The organism is Oryzomicrobium sp. (genome assembly GCF_036820405.1).
GTDB lineage: Bacteria > Pseudomonadota > Gammaproteobacteria > Burkholderiales > Rhodocyclaceae > Oryzomicrobium.
This window is the reverse complement of sequence record NZ_DAISLS010000017.1, coordinates 17,346-32,771: the sequence shown is the minus strand read 5'-3', so window position 1 is coordinate 32,771 and position 15,426 is coordinate 17,346. Positions and strand designations below refer to the sequence as shown.

The 15,426-nt window shown below is 67.3% G+C and carries 16 protein-coding genes; 11 read left to right on the top strand and 5 right to left on the bottom strand.

Annotated elements, in window-relative coordinates; all coding sequences use genetic code 11:
* Window positions 1–364 precede the first annotated feature (364 nt).
* The 7 genes from V7Z98_RS16160 (at window position 365) to pcaD (ending at window position 5,957) form a co-directional block, all read left to right on the top strand.
* A complete protein-coding gene (locus tag V7Z98_RS16160) occupies window positions 365–1,045 on the top strand; it encodes a 3-oxoacid CoA-transferase subunit A (protein ID WP_334159094.1) in 681 nt (226 codons plus the stop codon).
* Between the two features lie 14 nt (window positions 1,046–1,059).
* Window positions 1,060–1,704 carry a 3-oxoacid CoA-transferase subunit B gene (locus tag V7Z98_RS16155; protein ID WP_334159093.1) on the top strand — a complete coding sequence of 215 codons (645 nt, stop codon included), beginning with the start codon at window positions 1,060–1,062 and terminating at the stop codon, window positions 1,702–1,704.
* A gap of 38 nt (window positions 1,705–1,742) precedes the next feature.
* Window positions 1,743–2,948, top strand: a complete 1,206-nt coding sequence (pcaF, locus tag V7Z98_RS16150; RefSeq protein WP_334159092.1) for a 3-oxoadipyl-CoA thiolase — start codon at window positions 1,743–1,745, stop codon at window positions 2,946–2,948.
* A 139-nt stretch (window positions 2,949–3,087) separates the two neighbouring features.
* Window positions 3,088–4,431 (top strand): short-chain fatty acid transporter, encoded by a 1,344-nt coding sequence (locus V7Z98_RS16145; RefSeq protein WP_054622478.1) that lies wholly within the window; start codon window positions 3,088–3,090, stop codon window positions 4,429–4,431.
* A 135-nt stretch (window positions 4,432–4,566) separates the two neighbouring features.
* Window positions 4,567–4,842 (top strand): muconolactone Delta-isomerase, encoded by a 276-nt coding sequence (gene catC / locus V7Z98_RS16140; RefSeq protein WP_293265587.1) that lies wholly within the window; start codon window positions 4,567–4,569, stop codon window positions 4,840–4,842.
* A 22-nt stretch (window positions 4,843–4,864) separates the two neighbouring features.
* On the top strand, window positions 4,865–5,161 hold the full coding sequence (locus V7Z98_RS16135) for a YciI family protein (RefSeq protein WP_334159091.1): 297 nt from the start codon (window positions 4,865–4,867) through the stop codon (window positions 5,159–5,161).
* A gap of 16 nt (window positions 5,162–5,177) precedes the next feature.
* Window positions 5,178–5,957, top strand: coding sequence for a 3-oxoadipate enol-lactonase (pcaD, locus tag V7Z98_RS16130; protein ID WP_334159089.1), 780 nt, complete (start codon window positions 5,178–5,180; stop codon window positions 5,955–5,957).
* Window positions 5,958–6,088: 131 nt separating this feature from the next.
* Here pcaD and V7Z98_RS16125 read toward each other — a convergent pair whose 3' ends face one another.
* Both V7Z98_RS16125 and V7Z98_RS16120 read right to left on the bottom strand, forming a co-directional pair.
* Window positions 6,089–6,505: a DoxX family protein gene (locus V7Z98_RS16125; RefSeq protein ID WP_334159088.1), complete on the bottom strand. Its 417-nt coding sequence runs from the start codon at window positions 6,503–6,505 to the stop codon at window positions 6,089–6,091.
* Window positions 6,506–6,636: 131 nt separating this feature from the next.
* Window positions 6,637–7,563: a branched-chain amino acid transaminase gene (locus V7Z98_RS16120; protein WP_334159087.1), complete on the bottom strand. Its 927-nt coding sequence runs from the start codon at window positions 7,561–7,563 to the stop codon at window positions 6,637–6,639.
* A gap of 774 nt (window positions 7,564–8,337) precedes the next feature.
* Here V7Z98_RS16120 and V7Z98_RS16115 point away from each other — a divergent pair.
* Window positions 8,338–9,807, top strand: coding sequence for a hypothetical protein (locus V7Z98_RS16115; RefSeq protein ID WP_334159086.1), 1,470 nt, complete (start codon window positions 8,338–8,340; stop codon window positions 9,805–9,807).
* 80 nt (window positions 9,808–9,887) lie between these two features.
* Window positions 9,888–10,526, top strand: coding sequence for a c-type cytochrome (locus V7Z98_RS16110; RefSeq protein ID WP_293265574.1), 639 nt, complete (start codon window positions 9,888–9,890; stop codon window positions 10,524–10,526).
* Between the two features lie 55 nt (window positions 10,527–10,581).
* Here the strand turns inward: V7Z98_RS16110 and V7Z98_RS16105 are convergent, their stop codons facing one another.
* Entirely contained in the window at window positions 10,582–11,010 is a 429-nt protein-coding gene (locus V7Z98_RS16105; RefSeq protein ID WP_334159084.1) for an acyl-CoA thioesterase, read from the bottom strand.
* 546 nt (window positions 11,011–11,556) lie between these two features.
* Here V7Z98_RS16105 and V7Z98_RS16100 point away from each other — a divergent pair.
* A complete protein-coding gene (locus tag V7Z98_RS16100; protein ID WP_334159083.1) occupies window positions 11,557–12,294 on the top strand; it encodes a hypothetical protein in 738 nt (245 codons plus the stop codon).
* A gap of 61 nt (window positions 12,295–12,355) precedes the next feature.
* Here the strand turns inward: V7Z98_RS16100 and V7Z98_RS16095 are convergent, their stop codons facing one another.
* A complete protein-coding gene (locus V7Z98_RS16095) occupies window positions 12,356–13,255 on the bottom strand; it encodes a LysR substrate-binding domain-containing protein (RefSeq protein WP_334159081.1) in 900 nt (299 codons plus the stop codon).
* 153 nt (window positions 13,256–13,408) lie between these two features.
* Here V7Z98_RS16095 and V7Z98_RS16090 point away from each other — a divergent pair, with 153 nt between their 5' ends.
* The gene (locus tag V7Z98_RS16090) at window positions 13,409–14,275 is read left to right on the top strand and encodes an AraC family transcriptional regulator (RefSeq protein WP_334159080.1); all 867 of its coding nucleotides are present in this window, start codon (window positions 13,409–13,411) and stop codon (window positions 14,273–14,275) included.
* 207 nt (window positions 14,276–14,482) lie between these two features.
* On the opposite strand, the gene V7Z98_RS16085 is transcribed toward V7Z98_RS16090, so the two are convergent.
* Window positions 14,483–15,424: a LysR substrate-binding domain-containing protein gene (locus V7Z98_RS16085; RefSeq protein WP_334159079.1), complete on the bottom strand. Its 942-nt coding sequence runs from the start codon at window positions 15,422–15,424 to the stop codon at window positions 14,483–14,485.
* Window positions 15,425–15,426 lie beyond the last annotated feature (2 nt).

Here is a 15,426-nt window from a genome sequence, read left to right as displayed (position 1 = left end):
CGGCGCCGGAAGCCGGCGGGCGCCCGGAGCAGCCATCAAGCGACCAGCATAACCAACTATCCGAATATCGCACAAGCCAACGATTATCGCGCACGCGCTGCGCAGAGCTGAGCAGCGCATCACCCCTTACTTCTCCCTTATTCCAGGCGCCAAGGCATATCGCCCATGGTGCAGTGCACCGTTCTCGTACGTTCGATAATCGAACAATATTTCGATTATCGCCATTGACGCTGCCGCATTTGCCCTCCTAGACTTTGTGCGAAATACGAATCTACGTGCGGTTATCGCACAAAAGATCGTCGCACGTTCGTCCTTCATCACCCATAGGAGGTCTCCCCGCAGGGGAGAACCAGCAAGCGAGACCATGATCGACAAGATCGTTTCATCCCTGGATGCGGCCGTGGCCGGCATCCATGACGGCGCCACCGTCATGATCGGCGGCTTCGGTACGGCCGGGATGCCGAACCACCTGATCGACGCCCTGATCGCCCAGGGCGCCCGCGACCTGACCATCGTCAACAACAACGCCGGCAACGGCGAAACCGGCCTGGCCGCCCTGCTCAAGGCCAAGCGGGTGAAAAAGATCATCTGCTCCTTCCCCCGCCAGGCCGATTCCCAGGTATTCGACGCCCTCTACCAGGCCGGAGAGATCGAGCTGGAACTGGTGCCCCAGGGCAACCTGGCGGCCCGCATCCAGGCCGCCGGCGCCGGCCTGGGCGCCATCTTCACCCCAACCGGCTACGGCACCCTGCTCACCGAGGGCAAGGAAACCCGCCGCATCGGCGAGCGCAACTACGTGCTGGAGTACCCGATCCGCGCCGACTTCGCCCTGATCAAGGCCCACCGTGGCGACCGCTGGGGCAACCTGGTGTACCGCAAGGCGGCGCGCAACTTCGGCCCGATCATGGCCACCGCGGCGGCCTGCACCATCGCCCAGGTCGACGAACTGGCCGAGCTGGGCGACCTGGACCCGGAAGGCGTGATCACCCCGGGCATCTTCGTCCAGCGCGTGGTGGCCACCGCCACCGCTACCGCCGCCTGCTGACCCGGAGCCACGCCATGAATCGACTCAACCGCAACGAAATGGCCGCCCGGGTGGCCCGCGACATTCCCGAAGGGGCCTACGTCAACCTGGGCATCGGCCTGCCCACCAAGGTGGCCAACTACCTGCCCGCCGACCGGGACATCTTCCTGCACAGCGAGAACGGCCTGCTCGGCATGGGTCCGGCCCCGGCTCCCGGCCAGGAAGACCCGGAGCTGATCAACGCCGGCAAGGAGCCGGTGACCCTGCTTCAGGGCGGCTGCTTTTTCCACCACGGCGACTCCTTCGCCATGATGCGCGGCGGCCACCTGGACATCTGCGTCCTGGGCGCCTTCCAGGTCTCGGCCACGGGCGACCTGGCCAACTGGCACACCGGCGCCCCGGACGCCATCCCCGCCGTGGGCGGGGCCATGGACCTGGCCATCGGCGCCAAGCAGGTGTTCGTGATGATGGAACTGCTGACCAAGACCGGCCAAAGCAAGCTGGTCGAGCACTGCACCTACCCCCTCACCGGCATCGGCTGCGTCAACCGCCTGTACACCGACGTGGCGGTGATCGACATCACCCGCGACGGGCTGCTGGTGCGCGAGCGGGTGGACGGCCTGAGCTTCGCCGACCTGCAGGCCCTGGTGCCCGTGCCCCTGGTGGATGCCAGCGCCTGACCCTTCCCCACCCCCAGAGAACAACGACAAGGAGACCTATGGAAAACGCCTACATCTGTGCCGCCCTGCGTACGCCCTTCGGCAAGTACGGCGGTGCCCTGGCCGGCCTGCGCGCCGACGACCTGGCGGCCCTGCCGATCCGCGCCCTGATGGAACGCCACCCCGGCGTGGACTGGAGCGCCGTGGACGACGTGATCTACGGCTGCGCCAACCAGGCCGGCGAGGACAACCGCAACGTGGCGCGCATGGCCGCCCTGCTGGCCGGCCTGCCGGTGGAAGTGCCGGGCACCACCCTCAACCGCCTGTGCGGTTCCAGCCTCGATGCCGTCGCCACCGCCGCCCGCGCCATCAAGAGCGGCGAGGCCGACCTGCTCATCGCCGGTGGGGTGGAAAGCATGTCCCGCGCCCCCTTCGTCATGGGCAAGGCCGACCAGGCCTATTCGCGCAGCATGAAGATCGAGGACACCACCATCGGCTGGCGCTTCGTCAATCCGGAGATGAAGGCCCGCCACGGTGTTGACTCCATGCCCGAGACGGCGGAAAACGTCGCCGCCGACTTCGCCATCGCCCGGGCCGACCAGGACGCTTTCGCCCTGCGCAGCCAGCAGCGCGCCGCCGCCGCCCAGGCCGAAGGCCGCCTGGCCGCAGAGATCGTGCCGGTGCTGATCCCGCAGAAGAAGGGCGAGCCCCTGCGCGTCGAGCACGACGAGCACCTGCGCCCCGGCACCACCCTGGAATCCCTGGCCAAGCTCAAGGGCGTGGTACGCCCCGACGGCACAGTCACCGCCGGCAACGCCTCGGGGGTGAACGACGGCGCCTGCGCCCTGCTGCTGGCCTCGCCAGCCGGCGTCGCCCGCCACGGCCTGACGCCCCGGGCCCGGGTGGTGGCGGCCGCCGCCGCCGGGGTGGCGCCGCGCATCATGGGCTTCGGCCCGGCCCCGGCGATGCGCAAGGTGCTGGCCAAGGCCGGCCTGAGCCTGGACCAGATGGACGTGATCGAGCTCAACGAAGCCTTCGCCGCCCAGGCCCTGGCCGTTACCCGGGACCACGGGCTGGCCGACGACGATCCTCGGGTCAATCCCAACGGCGGCGCCATCGCCCTGGGCCATCCCCTGGGCGCCAGCGGCGCCCGCCTGGTGACCACCGCCCTGCACGAACTGGAACGCCGCAACGGCCGCTACGCCCTGTGCACCATGTGCATCGGCGTGGGCCAGGGTCTGGCCCTGATCATCGAAAGGGTCTGACCGCCAGCGATCGAACACGCACCGTTTTTTTCAGCCAAGCACCCGTCAGAGGTGACGCATTTCCCGGCGCCGGGAGCCAATTCCCGGCCGTGGAATCACACCCCTAGGGTTGGATAGTTAAAAGTAAATTGGAGACTGTATGAACAAGCTGGCCTCGTTTTTCACCGAGCTGATGCGCAAGTACCTGCCCGACCCCTTCGTCTTCGCCATCGGCCTCACCCTGCTCACCGCGGTGATGGCCATGACCATCGAGGGCCAGGGCCTGGAAGCCCTCACCATCGCCTGGGGCAAGGGCTTCTGGAGCCTGCTCGCCTTCACCACCCAGATGGCGGTGATCCTGGCCATGGGCTATGTGCTGGCCACCGCGCCGCTCACCGACCGCCTGCTCAACCGCATCGTCGGCAAGGTGCACAACCCGCGCACCGCCATCATCGTCGCCACCCTGGTGGGGGGCATCGGCAGCTACCTGAACTGGGGCTTCGGCCTGGTCATCGGCGGCATCGTCGCCAAGAAGCTGGCCCTCAAGGTCAAGGGCGTGCATTACCCCCTGATCATCGCCTCGGCCTACAGCGGCTTCACCCTGTACGGCCTGGGCCTGTCCGCCAGTATCCCGGTGCTGATCTCCACCGCCGGCCACCCGATGGAAAAGCAGATGGGCCTGATCCCCCTGAGCCAGACCATCTTCACCCTGCCCATGCTGCTCACCAGCCTGGCCGTGATCGTCACCCTGCCCCTGCTCAACGCCTGGCTGCACCCCAAGGCCGGCGACGCCGTGGTGGAGGTCAATCCGGACATCGACAAGGCCCAGGAAAGCCATGAAGGCGGCGGCGACGGCCTGCTGGCCGAGAACACCCTGGCGAGCAAGCTCAACAACAGCCGCCTGCTCAGCCTCTTGATCGGCCTGTTCGGCCTGGGCTACATCGGCCTGCACTTCAGCAAGGGCGGCAACCTGGACCTGAACATGATCAACTTTACGATCCTGTTCGTCGGCATCCTGCTGCTGGGCACCCCCGCCGCCTACATGGCGCGCCTCAACGAGGGGGTCAAGACCATCTCCGGCATCATCCTGCAATTCCCCTTCTACGCCGGCATCATGGCGATCATGGCCGGCTCCGGGCTGGTCACCACCATCTCCCAGGTGTTCGTCGACATTTCCACCCCCCAGAGCCTGCCCTTCTGGGGCCTGATCAGCTCGTTCCTGATCAACTTCTTCGCCCCGTCCGGCGGCGGCCACTGGATGCTTCAGGGCCCGTTCATGATCGACGCCGCCAAGGAGATCGGCAGCTCCCTCAACCAGACCGCCATGTCGGTGATGCTGGGCAACGCCTGGAACGACCTGGTGCAGCCCTTCTGGATCCTGCCGGCCCTGGCCCTGTCCAAGCTCAAGCTGCGCGACATCATGGGTTACACCGTGATCATGATGCTGTGGGTGGGCGCCATCTACATCGTCGCCGTGCTCGCCTGGGGTTTCCTCGGCCACTGATGCGCTACCCGGCGCCGGCTACGGCCGGCGCCCGTGTTTTTCCCTTCCCCGATTTCCTGTCTGCCGCCGCCCCCGCCGGGGCGTAAAGTCCCCGGCCCGGGCCCCGGCGCCCTTCCCTCCCCGAAAGGACCTCCCATGCTGTACATGGTGCACATGCAAGTGAATCTGCCGACCGACATGGACCCGGCCGAAGCCGCCCGGATCAAGGCCGAGGAAAAGGCCTACTCACAGTCCCTGCAACGCGACGGCCGCTGGGCCCACATCTGGCGCGTGGTCGGCGAATACGCCAACGTCAGCATCTTCGACGTGGCCAGCAACGACGAGCTGCACGACCTGCTCTCGGCCCTGCCCCTGTTCCCCTACATGGAGATCAAGGTCACCCCCCTGGCCCGCCACCCCTCGGCCATCTGACCTGCTGCCGGAGACGTCCGCCATGCCCTACATCATCGAAACCTGGGACAAACCGGGCCACGCCCAGGTGCGCCAGCAGCACCGCCCGGCCCACCTGGAGTTCCTCGACCGCCACAAGCACCTGCTGCTGTCCTGTGGCGCCAAGCTCAACGACGACGGCAGCGATGCCGGCGGCGGCCTGTACGTGGTCGATGTGGACAGCCGGGAAGCGGCGGAACGGCTGATTGCCGCCGACCCCTTCTCGGCGACGGACCTGTTCGCCCGGGTGACCATCACCCGGTGGCGCAAGGCCTACGTCGACGGCCGCTGCTACCTCTGACCCGCCAAGGAATTCCATGCCCTACGCAGACCTCGGCGCAACGCGCCTCTACTACATGGAGGACGGCCCGGCCGACGCCCCCGCCCTCGTCCTGTCCAATTCTCTGGGCACCAACGCCGACATGTGGGCACCCCAGCTGCCGGCCCTGGCCGAACGCTTCCGGGTGGTGCGCTACGACACCCGGGGCCACGGCAAGTCGTCGATCCCTGCCGGCGAGTACACCTTCGCCCAGTTGGCCGACGACGTGGCCGGCCTGCTCGACCACCTGAAGATCGAACGGGCTCACTTCTGCGGCCTGTCCATGGGCGGCCCTACCGGCATGCAACTGGCCCTGGCCCACCCGCAGCGAGTGAACAAGCTGGTGCTGTGCAACACCGCCGCCCGCATCGGCTCCGCCGACGGCTGGGCGACCCGCATCGCCGCAGTGAGCGAAAACGGCCTGGACGCCATGGCCCCGGCCCTGGTGGAACGCTGGCTCACCGCCGATTTCCGCGCCCGGGCGCCGGTGCAGACCCGCCAGCTGGTGGACATGCTGCGCCGTACCCCGGAAGCCGGCTACAACAGCAACTGCGCCGCCCTGCGCGACACCGACCTGCGCGACCAGGTGGGCCGCATCGCCGCCCCCACCCTGGTCATCGCCGGCACCCACGACCTGGCGGCCACGCCGCAGCAAGGCCAGGAACTGGCAGCCGCCATCCCGGGCGCCCGCTATGTGGAACTGAACGCTTCCCACATTTCCAACTGGGAGCAGGCCGAGGCCTTCACCCAAGCCCTGGTGGATTTCCTCGCCGCCTGAGCCGCCCAGCTTCCTCCGGCAACGACAACGGCCTCCCGCGGGAGGCCGTTGTCGTTACGGTGGAGGGATTAAATGGCGCGGTGAAGCGCGCTTGCCCGGCCACGTCCCGTCACTCGCTGGCGGCGGCTCCTTCAGCACCGGCCCTGCCCTTCCCCATCGACACTCCACGGTCCGGGGCCGTAGGCCACCACGTAGAGCAGGCCGCCGACCATGGCGATGTTCTTCATGAAGTGGATCATTTGGTTCTGGGCCATGTCGGCGGGCACCGCCCAGAAGTTGTGGAAGAAGAACGCCGCCGCCAGGGAAAACAGGGCGATGGCCGCCGCGGCCCAGCGGGTCTTCCAGCCGACGATCAGCAGCACCCCGCCCCCCAGCTCCACCGCCGCCGCCAGGGCGGCGGCCACCTCGGGCAGGGGCAGGCCCTTGCTGGCGATGTAACCCACCGTGCCCGCGAAGCCGGCGAACTTGCCGTAGCCGGACCAGACGAAAATCAGGGCCAGCAGGATGCGCCCCACCAGGGGCAACGCACGGCAACAACACGCATTCATGATGAGCGTCCTTTCCTGTCCGGGCCACGCCGGCCCATGGGCATAGACAAAAAAACCGCGCCGGAGTGCGGCAAGGCGCTCCGGCGCGGTTTTCGTCGTTTCCCGCAAGAGCAGCGGGGCGGAGGCCCGAATCAGCCCCGGGCCAGGCGCAACCAGTCGGCGTGGTTGCCATCCTCGCCGCGCACGCAGGCGAAGTAGCGCCGTTGCAGCTCCCGGGCCACCGGCCCCGGTGTGCCGGCACCGATGCGCCGGGCATCCACGGCCACCACCGGGGTGATCTCGGCGGCGGTGCCGGTAAGAAACACCTCGTCGGCGCAGTACAGCTCGTCCCGGGTGATGCGCTTGGGGGTCACGGTCAGGCCCATTTCCCGGGCCAGCACGTGCACCGTGCGGCGGGTCACCCCGTCCAGGGCGGCGGTGGTTTCCGGCTCGAACAACTGGCCGTCGCGCACCATGAACACGTTCTCCCCCGAGCCTTCGGCGATGAAGCCGTCGGTGTCGAGCAGCAGGGCCTCGTCGTAGCCGTCGCGGCGCGCCTCGCGCACCGCCAGGATGGAGTTGCTGTAGGTGGAGATGGCCTTGGCCCGGCACATCTGCACGTTGGGGTGGTGGCGGGCGTAGCTGGAGACGCGCACCTTGATGCCCCGCTCCAGGGCGCCCTCGCCCAGGTAGGCGCCCCAGGGCCAGGCGGCCACCATGACGTGGGTGGAGGCGCCGGCCGGGTCCACCCCGGCCTTTTCGGCGCCGAGAAACACCAGGGGGCGGATGTAGGCCGATTCCAGGTTGTTGCGCGCCACCGCCTGGCAGCAGATATCGGCCAGGGCCTCGCTGTCCCAGGGCAGGTCCAGGGCCAGGATGTGGGCCGAATCCTTGAGCCGGCGCAGGTGTTCGGGCAGGCGGAACAGGGCCGGGCCCTTGGGGGTGGCGTAGGCGCGGATGCCTTCGAAGCAGCCGTAGCCGTAATGCAGGGTGTGGGTGAGCACGTGCACCTTGGCGTCGCGCCAGGGCAGCCATTGGCCGTCGAACCAGATCAGGCCGTCGCGGTTTTCCATGGACATGATGTCCTCCTCAATCGCAGCGTTCGCAATGTCGCAATGTCAAAAGCGCCGGAGGGGCCGCAACGCACAGGCGCCACGCGGACCGGCCCCGGCAGACAAAAGGGGGCGGAGGCCCGCCAGAGGTGGCGGCGGGCGCACGCATCCGAGCGTGGGTGGAACGGGCGGGGGCGGCGCGCACCCGAGAGGCCCGGTGGGGCCAGGTGGCAAGCCGCAGGAGGCGGTGCACACAGCATGGAAGCGCCGGGGCCGGCGCTCAAACGAATCCGCAGGAGGTGAGGTGAAAATAATTCATCCGAACCGATCGGATGAACCGGACCAGGGTAGCCGGCCAACAGCGCAGGCGTCGCCGAGGGGCAAGCATGCGCACGATATTCCCCCTCCCCTCGGTACGCACCATCGACTCACCGCTTCGCCCCCAATCCAGCTGGCACAAAAACCATCGTGAACATTGGCCATGGCGCCAGCTCCGCCACCCGATCCTCAACAGGGTAAAAAACATGAAAAACGACACGGCCTCGACCATGACGAACGATGTCGCATCGCCTTGAGCGGGTGCCGATTCCTCACTCTTTGCCCCAAGGCAGTGTCAATTTCGTCAGCTTGGCGTCAATAAAAACAAATAATTCATATAAAACAATACATTGCAAAGACAAAAAAGCTAAATATGAGTCGAAATCGTTCCCAATACTGTTTTTTCGTCATTTTTGAATAATCGAACGCCATGACCTAAGGTGGAATCTGGCGATTCGGCAGTCCCAACCGGGGAGAGCGGTCATGGAACACGGCACGGCATCGGCATATTCATGGGTACGTCCGGGCACGCCCCGGTTTTTCTTCCATCTCGCCGCCTGGCTCATCGCCGCGGCCAGCCTTTTTGCCGGCGAAGCCCAGGCCCTTCCCCTGTTCGCCCGCCAGACCGGGCAGAACTGCGTGGCCTGCCATGCCGGCGGCCAGTTTCCCGCCCTCACCCCTTATGGCCGCATCTTCAAGCTCACCGGCTACACCATCGGGGTGCGCAATCCGATCCCCCTGTCGGTGATGATCCAGGCGGGCATGACCAAGGTGGCCAACAAGACCAACGGCTCCCTGCTCGACCCCAACGGCAGCGGCGGCAACGGCGCCATGCCGAACGACAACTACCCCCGGGACGGCCTGTTCACGGTTTCCCAGGCCAGCCTCTTCGCCGGCGGCAAGATCACCGACAACCTGGGCCTGTTCGCCCAGTGGACCCTCGACCCCTATTCCCAGCAGAACGGCCAGGGCAAATGGGTCAGCCACACCGCCTCCGACCAGTTCGACCTGCGCTACGCCGACCGCCTCATCAACCCGGGGCGCGACCTGATCGTCGGCGTCAGCCTGAACAACAACATCGGCACCACCGACGTGTGGAACACCTTCAACAACCCGTTCCAGATGGTGCCCTCCCCCATCGGCCCCGCCTCCTTGCAGGCCAACGTGTTCACCGGCCCCCAGTACTCGCCGATGCTGACCCAGGGCAACCTGAACGCCGGCCTCAACGCCTATGCCTTCTGGAACAACACGGTGTACGCCGAGGTGGGCCTCTACCGCAACGCCAACGGCATCTACTCGATCATGAGCCAGGGGGTGAGCAGCGACAACACCACCACCCTCAAGGGTTACAACCCCTACTGGCGGCTGGCCCTGAACCACGACTGGGGCGCCAATAGCGCCATGATCGGGCTGCACGGCCTGAACGCCCGGGTCTATTCCGACCCGACCAACGCCAGCTCGCCCCTGATCCGCAACGACGACGTGGGCATCGACGGCCAGTTCCAGCACATCCTGGACCCCCACACCTTCTCGGCCCAGTTCTCCTACACCCGGGAGCGGCAGCGCTACGACAACGCCCTGTGGGACCCCAACAACCCGGCCTACACGGGGAGCTACGCCAACTCGTCGAACACCATCGACCTGCTCAAGCTCAACGCCACCTACATCTACCTGGCCAAGTACGGCGCCAGCCTGTCCTACGTGAGCTCCCAGGGGTCGAAGGACGCCATCCTCTACGCCGCCAACCCGATCACCGGCTCGGCCAACAACCGGCCCGGCACCCGGGTGTGGATTCCCGAGGTCTTCTGGACCCCCATCCAGTACGTGCGCATCGGCTTCCAGTACTACAAGTACACCCAGTTCATGGGCGGCAGCACCGCCTACGACGGCGTTTCCAGCCGCAGCGCCAAGGACAACGACCTGACCTTCCTCTACCTCTGGGCGGCCTACTGAGCGCACCGACCCGCAGCCTCCAGCCTCATTACCCGCCGGCCCCACGCCGGATAAAACCCCCAGACGCCAGGAGCCCCGCCATGAACGCCCGTCCCGCCCTCGCCACCGCCGCCCTCCTGCTGGCTGCGGGGGGCTGCGTCAATCTCGAACGCTCCCGCGATCTGGGGAATCCGGACGTCCCGGCCGCCACCCTGGCGGCCCAGGTCTGTTCCAACTGCCACGGGCTGGACGGCAACGCCCCCTCGCCCAACTTCCCCAGCCTGGCCGGCCAGCAGAAGGATTACCTGGAAGCCCAGTTGCGCCAGTTCCGCGGCCACAACCGCCTCGATCCGGCCGGTTTCGAATACATGTGGGGCCTGAGCCGCAAGCTCACCGACGCCCAGATCGCCGGGCTGGCCGACTATTTCGCCGCCCAGCGCCCCCGCTCGCCCGGTCCGGCGGCCCCGGCCCTGGCCGAGGCGGGCCGGCGCATCTTCAAGGACGGCCTGCCGGACGGCAACATCCCGGCTTGCGCCACCTGCCACGGCGAGCACGGCGAAGGCAACGCCACCTTCCCGCGCCTGGCCTACCAGCACGCCGACTACCTCTACAAGCAACTGGTGGTGTTCCAACGCACCGACGAGCGCCCCGAGGGCAGCGTCATGAAGACCATCGCCCACGGCCTGAGCGGCGCCGACATGCGGGCGGTGGCCGCCTACCTGCAAGCCTTCCCCGACTAGCCGCGCCGGGGCGCAAGCCCCGTTCTTCCGGCGGCCGCCCTGGCCATGGGGCGGCTTACGCCAGCCCCAGCCTGGCGCGGAACGCCTCCGGCATACGCGCGATCTTGCGCGGGCCGTAATCGAAGAAGATCACCCCGGTCTTGCCCCGGGCCACTTCCCGGCCGCTGGCCCGGTCGCTCATGCGCCACACCAGGTCGAAGCCGTACTTGTGCGCATCGGCGGCGCCCATCTCCACCACCATGGTCTCGCCATGGAACGCCTCGGACTTGTACTGCACCGCCGCGTCGGCCACCACGGTGCCCACGCCTTCCACGTCCAGCTCGGAATAGCCCAGGTGCTTGTAGAAGCGCACCCGGGCCTCGGACACCAGGGTGAGCAGCAGGCCGTTGTCCAGGTGGCCGCCGTAGTTGATGTGGCCGATGTAGAGGGGCAGCTCGGTGGAAAAGAGGTAGTGCTCGGGAAGGGTGATTTCGATGCGCGCCATGATCGGATGCAATCAAATAGAAGTCAGATTAAAGTCAAAATTGAAAAACCCGGCGATGATACAAAAAAACCGACCCGCCGGTAAATGAATTCGCACCGTATTGGTGCATTTATTTTTACAGCGTAAAAACAGCGCGGCAGATATTGCCGCCACCTGCGGCAATATCCTTTTGTATTTGTAAAAATCAAAAATAAACAGCGATCTACACAAAAACAAAACAAGGAAAATATTGCCACGCAGAAGCGCCGAAACGGTATCAAAATTGATACAAAATGCCAATATAATCAATGGAAAAACAACGATCTACAAACAGGGACGACTCCACCCGATTTCCTTAACATTTGATTACAGCCATTTGCAAAACGGTAACTCCAGTTATTTTCTTTCAGGCCGAAATATTGCCTAGGCAATCCCCTGGAGGCAGGGGAATCCTGACGCAGAGCCGCCAAGGTTTTTTCTGTCTCGCTCCGTCTCGAATTGCCGCCCCGGAAACGGGGGAGGATTTATCACCCAAGTCAGTCCCATGACAAAAGAAGGAGTACCAAAATGAGCATTTCCGGCGTCGATACCAGCTCGCTTTACACCAGCCAAGTGGCCTCGACCAGTAGCGTCAGCGCTGCCGGCTCCAGCCCCGCCTCGTCCACCCAGGAAACGGAAGGGCATCACCATCACCGCGGCGGTGGCGGCGGCGAGTTCATGAACGCGGTGCAGCAGGCCTTCAGCCAGCTGGGCATTTCCCTGCCCGGCGGTCCGGGCGGCGCCGGCCAAGGGACTCCCGGGTCCCAGGGCGGCCAAGGCGGCGACGGCGATGGGGACGACGGCGCCAATTCCGCCAGCGCCGCATCCGGCAACCAGTCCGTGGGCCAGGACATGCACAAGCTGATGCACGACCTGTTCACCGCCCTGCACCAGTCCCAGGGGAGCGGCAGTTCCTCCAGCGGCGACGGCGACAGCGACAATGGCGGCAGCTCCGGCAGCAATTCCGCCTCCGGCGTGCATTCCGGCTATGCCAACTTCGCCAGCGGGCTGCAAAGCCTGATCTCGCAACTGGGCAGCAGCGGCAGCACTTCCGGCAACAGCGCCATTTCCGCCCTGCAAAGCGACTTCCAGAACCTGATGAACGCCACCCAGGGGCAGTCGTCCTCGGGCAGCGCGTCGAGCAGCGCTTCGGCCGCCAGCCAGCCGGACCTGCAATCCTTCCTCCAGGCCTTGCAGCAGAACCTGCAAAACCACGGTTCCTCCGCGGCTGCCGCCGTGGGCGGCCTGGTCAGCACCACCAGCTGATCCGGCAGCGCTCCGGCGTACAAACGTTGCAACGCCAACCCCGCCCTCGGGCGGGGTTTTTTCATTCCGGCCGGACTTCGGTGCCGGCGCCGGCGCCATCGTTCCGCGCCGAGCGCACCAGCCAGCGGATGAAATCCATGGCGCCGCGCCGCTCCTCGATGTTGGGCGGGGCGACCACGTAGAAGCTGCGGTCCGGGCAATCCTGGGGAAAAGGCCGCACCAGCCGGCCTTCGGCCAGGTAAGGGGCGGCCAGGGTATCCACCATCAGGGCCACGCCATGCCCGGCCACGGCGGCTTCGAGCATGAGCAGAGCGTCCTCGTAGCGCGGCCCCTCGGCGGGCTCCGGGTGGGTCACTCCGGCGGCGGCGAACCAGCGCTGCCAGGAAAGCAGCGGGTGGCGCAGCAGCCGGGCCCGGTCCAGGTCCGCCGGGGTTTTCAGCCCCGCGGCCAGGGCCGGGCTGCACACGGGGAAGAGCCGTTCCTCGAACAGCTTCCAGGCCAGCAGGCCGGGCCATTCCTCCTCGCCGTAGCGCAGCCCCAGGTCGGCCTCGCCGGCCAATAGCGGCGCCAGGCTGGTGGCGGTGCCCAAGCTGAATTCGGTGTCCGGGTGGGTCTCCTGGTACTCGGCCACCCGGGCCACCAGCCACTTGCTGCCCAGGGCCGGGGCCACGGAAATGCGCAACCGGGAGCGGGCCGGGACGCGCAGGGCGGCGCTGGCTTCGTCCAGGCGCAGCAGGGCCTCCCGGGCCACCGCCAGGTAGCGCTGGCCGGCAGCGGTGAGGGCGATGGCGCGGTGGCGGCGCTCGAACAGGGGCTGGCCCAGGTGGTCTTCGAGCAGGCGGATGCGGTGGCTGACCGCCGATGGCGTCAGGCTCAGGGCCTCGGCCGCGGCCTGGAAGCTGCCCAGGCGGGCGGCGGCCTCGAAGGCCGGCAGGGTGTGGAGCGGCGGCAGGTCGCGCATGGCGGTCGGGAAGGGAATCCAGCCTGCATTGTCGCCTGCCGGGCCGCCGGGTTGCCAGCGCTCGCCGCGGCAAGGAGGGCTGTGTTGCGCAATTCCGGTCAAGATTTAAGCTGCCGCGTCCCCCATAGTGCGAGCCGCGAACCGGGAAACACCATGAACGACACCAGACTCAGAACCTACGCCGCGCGCTTCGACAAGGTGCTGGCCTACATCGAGGCCCACCTCCAGGAGCCGTTGCCGGTGGAGCGCCTGAGCCGGGTGGCGAACTTTTCCCGCTTCCACTTCCATCGGCAATTCGCCGATTACCTCGGCACCAGCGTGGCGCGGTACATCCTGCTGTTGCGGCTGCGGCGCGCCTCGTACCTGCTCGCCTTCGACCGCAAGACCAAGATCATCGACATCGCCCTGGAGGCCGGTTTTGAAAACCCGGAATCCTTTTCCCGCGCCTTCCGCCACACCTTCGGCCTGTCGCCCTCCGCCTTCCGGCGGCGCCAGGACTGGGAAAGCTGGCACGAGCGCTACCGGTTCCGGCTCCCTGAAAGGAATATCGCCGTGCAGGTCGAAATCGTCACGTTTGCCACCACCCAGATCGCCATGCTGGAGCACCGGGGTCCCGCCGAAACGGTGAACGACTCGGTGGGCCGCTTCATCGAATGGCGCCAACAGACCGGGCTGTCGCCCAAGGCGAGCAGCCGCACCTTCGGCATCGCCTACGACAACCCGGACACCACCGAGCCCGCCCTGTTCCGCTTCGGCATTGCCGGCGAAGTGGCCGCCGCCGTGCCGCCCAATCCCCAGGGCGTGGTGACTCAGCGCATTCCTGGCGGCCGCTGCGCCCGGGTGCGCCACCTGGGTTCCCACTCCCGCATCGGCGAGAGCATCTACCCGCTCTACCGCAACTGGCTGCCCGGCAGCGGCGAGGAGCTGCGGGATTTCCCCCTGTTCTTCCACTATCTCAACCTGCTGCCGGAAACGCAGGAAAACGAACTGGTGACGGATATTTATCTGCCGCTGAAGTAGGCGAAGGGATTCGGCGGAGGCCGGGCAGCGCTCGACCAGCCCCTGGCAGGCCCGGGGACTGGGACGTGGCTGCCGAGCGCCAGGCGCACCGTCCCTAGTTGGGATGGCGGTGTCCAGCGTTACCGGCAAGCGCCCTTCCCCATCGAGCAAACCGGCACGGGCCGGCCAGGATTGCAGCGCATCCCGGCCGGCCCGTTTTTCATTCGGTCATTCAGTCATTCCAGCCTCGGCCCCGCTCCCCTGCCCCACCAGCCAATCGGCGAAGGCGTCCACTTCGGGCCGCTGGCTGTGGCGGCCGCGCAGCAGGTAGAAGCCCCGCTCCCCCGGGGTGGGCCGGGGCGGCAGCAGGGCTTGCAGGCGGCCGTCGGCCAGGGCGTCGGCGATCAGGGGCAGGCGGCCCAGGGCCACGCCCTGGCCGGCCTGGGCGGCGTAGAGGCACTGGTCGTAGTGGTTGAACTGCAACAGGCCCCGGGCGGCGGAGGGCGCGCCGCCCAGTTCGCCCTGCCAGCCGTCCCAGCGCAGCCAGGGATGGTCCCGCCCGTCCTCGAAGGCGAGCAGGGTGAGGTGGGGCAGGTTGGCGGCGGACAGCCGGGGGCCGTCCGGCAGGGCGGCGGCCACGGCCGGGCTGGCCACCGGCGCCAGCCGCTCGCCGAACAGGCGCCGGCTGCCGGCGGGGGCGGCCCCCGGCGTGGTGTAGCGCAGGGCCACGTCCACATCCTCCGCCTCCAGATCCACGTTGCGGTTGTCGGCGGAAACCCGCACCCCGACCTCCGGATACCGGACCTGGAAGGCGGACAGGCGCGGCACCAGCCACAGGGCGGCGACGCCGATGGAGGCGGACACGGTGACCTTGGGCCGGCGCCGGCTGGCGGCCAGGTCGGCCACCGCCGCGCCGAGGCGATCCAGCACGTCGCTGGCGCAGCGGAACAGGCGCTCCCCTTCCGGCGTCAGGTGCAGGGCCCGGGTACTGCGCTGGAACAGGGCCACGCCCAACTGCGCCTCCAGGGTCTGCACCTGGCGGCTCACCGCCGACTGGGACAGGCACAACTCCTCCGCCGCCCGGGTGAAGGACAGATGGCGGGCGGCGGCGACGAAGCCCTTGAGAGGGTCCAGGGAGGGCAGCTGGCGTAGCGGATAGGGCAGGCTCATGG

Excerpts from the sequence above, each read along its gene's own strand:
- V7Z98_RS16160 (WP_334159094.1), top strand. The coding sequence starts at position 365 with ATGATCGACAAGATCGTTTCATCCCTGGATGCGGCCGTGGCCGGCATC.
- V7Z98_RS16155 (WP_334159093.1), top strand. The coding sequence starts at position 1,060 with ATGAATCGACTCAACCGCAACGAAATGGCCGCCCGGGTGGCCCGCGAC.
- pcaF (WP_334159092.1), top strand. The coding sequence starts at position 1,743 with ATGGAAAACGCCTACATCTGTGCCGCCCTGCGTACGCCCTTCGGCAAG.
- V7Z98_RS16145 (WP_054622478.1), top strand. The coding sequence starts at position 3,088 with ATGAACAAGCTGGCCTCGTTTTTCACCGAGCTGATGCGCAAGTACCTG.
- catC (WP_293265587.1), top strand. The coding sequence starts at position 4,567 with ATGCTGTACATGGTGCACATGCAAGTGAATCTGCCGACCGACATGGAC.
- V7Z98_RS16135 (WP_334159091.1), top strand. The coding sequence starts at position 4,865 with ATGCCCTACATCATCGAAACCTGGGACAAACCGGGCCACGCCCAGGTG.
- pcaD (WP_334159089.1), top strand. The coding sequence starts at position 5,178 with ATGCCCTACGCAGACCTCGGCGCAACGCGCCTCTACTACATGGAGGAC.
- V7Z98_RS16125 (WP_334159088.1), bottom strand. The coding sequence starts at position 6,505 with ATGAATGCGTGTTGTTGCCGTGCGTTGCCCCTGGTGGGGCGCATCCTG.
- V7Z98_RS16120 (WP_334159087.1), bottom strand. The coding sequence starts at position 7,563 with ATGTCCATGGAAAACCGCGACGGCCTGATCTGGTTCGACGGCCAATGG.
- V7Z98_RS16115 (WP_334159086.1), top strand. The coding sequence starts at position 8,338 with ATGGAACACGGCACGGCATCGGCATATTCATGGGTACGTCCGGGCACG.
- V7Z98_RS16110 (WP_293265574.1), top strand. The coding sequence starts at position 9,888 with ATGAACGCCCGTCCCGCCCTCGCCACCGCCGCCCTCCTGCTGGCTGCG.
- V7Z98_RS16105 (WP_334159084.1), bottom strand. The coding sequence starts at position 11,010 with ATGGCGCGCATCGAAATCACCCTTCCCGAGCACTACCTCTTTTCCACC.
- V7Z98_RS16100 (WP_334159083.1), top strand. The coding sequence starts at position 11,557 with ATGAGCATTTCCGGCGTCGATACCAGCTCGCTTTACACCAGCCAAGTG.
- V7Z98_RS16095 (WP_334159081.1), bottom strand. The coding sequence starts at position 13,255 with ATGCGCGACCTGCCGCCGCTCCACACCCTGCCGGCCTTCGAGGCCGCC.
- V7Z98_RS16090 (WP_334159080.1), top strand. The coding sequence starts at position 13,409 with ATGAACGACACCAGACTCAGAACCTACGCCGCGCGCTTCGACAAGGTG.
- V7Z98_RS16085 (WP_334159079.1), bottom strand. The coding sequence starts at position 15,424 with ATGAGCCTGCCCTATCCGCTACGCCAGCTGCCCTCCCTGGACCCTCTC.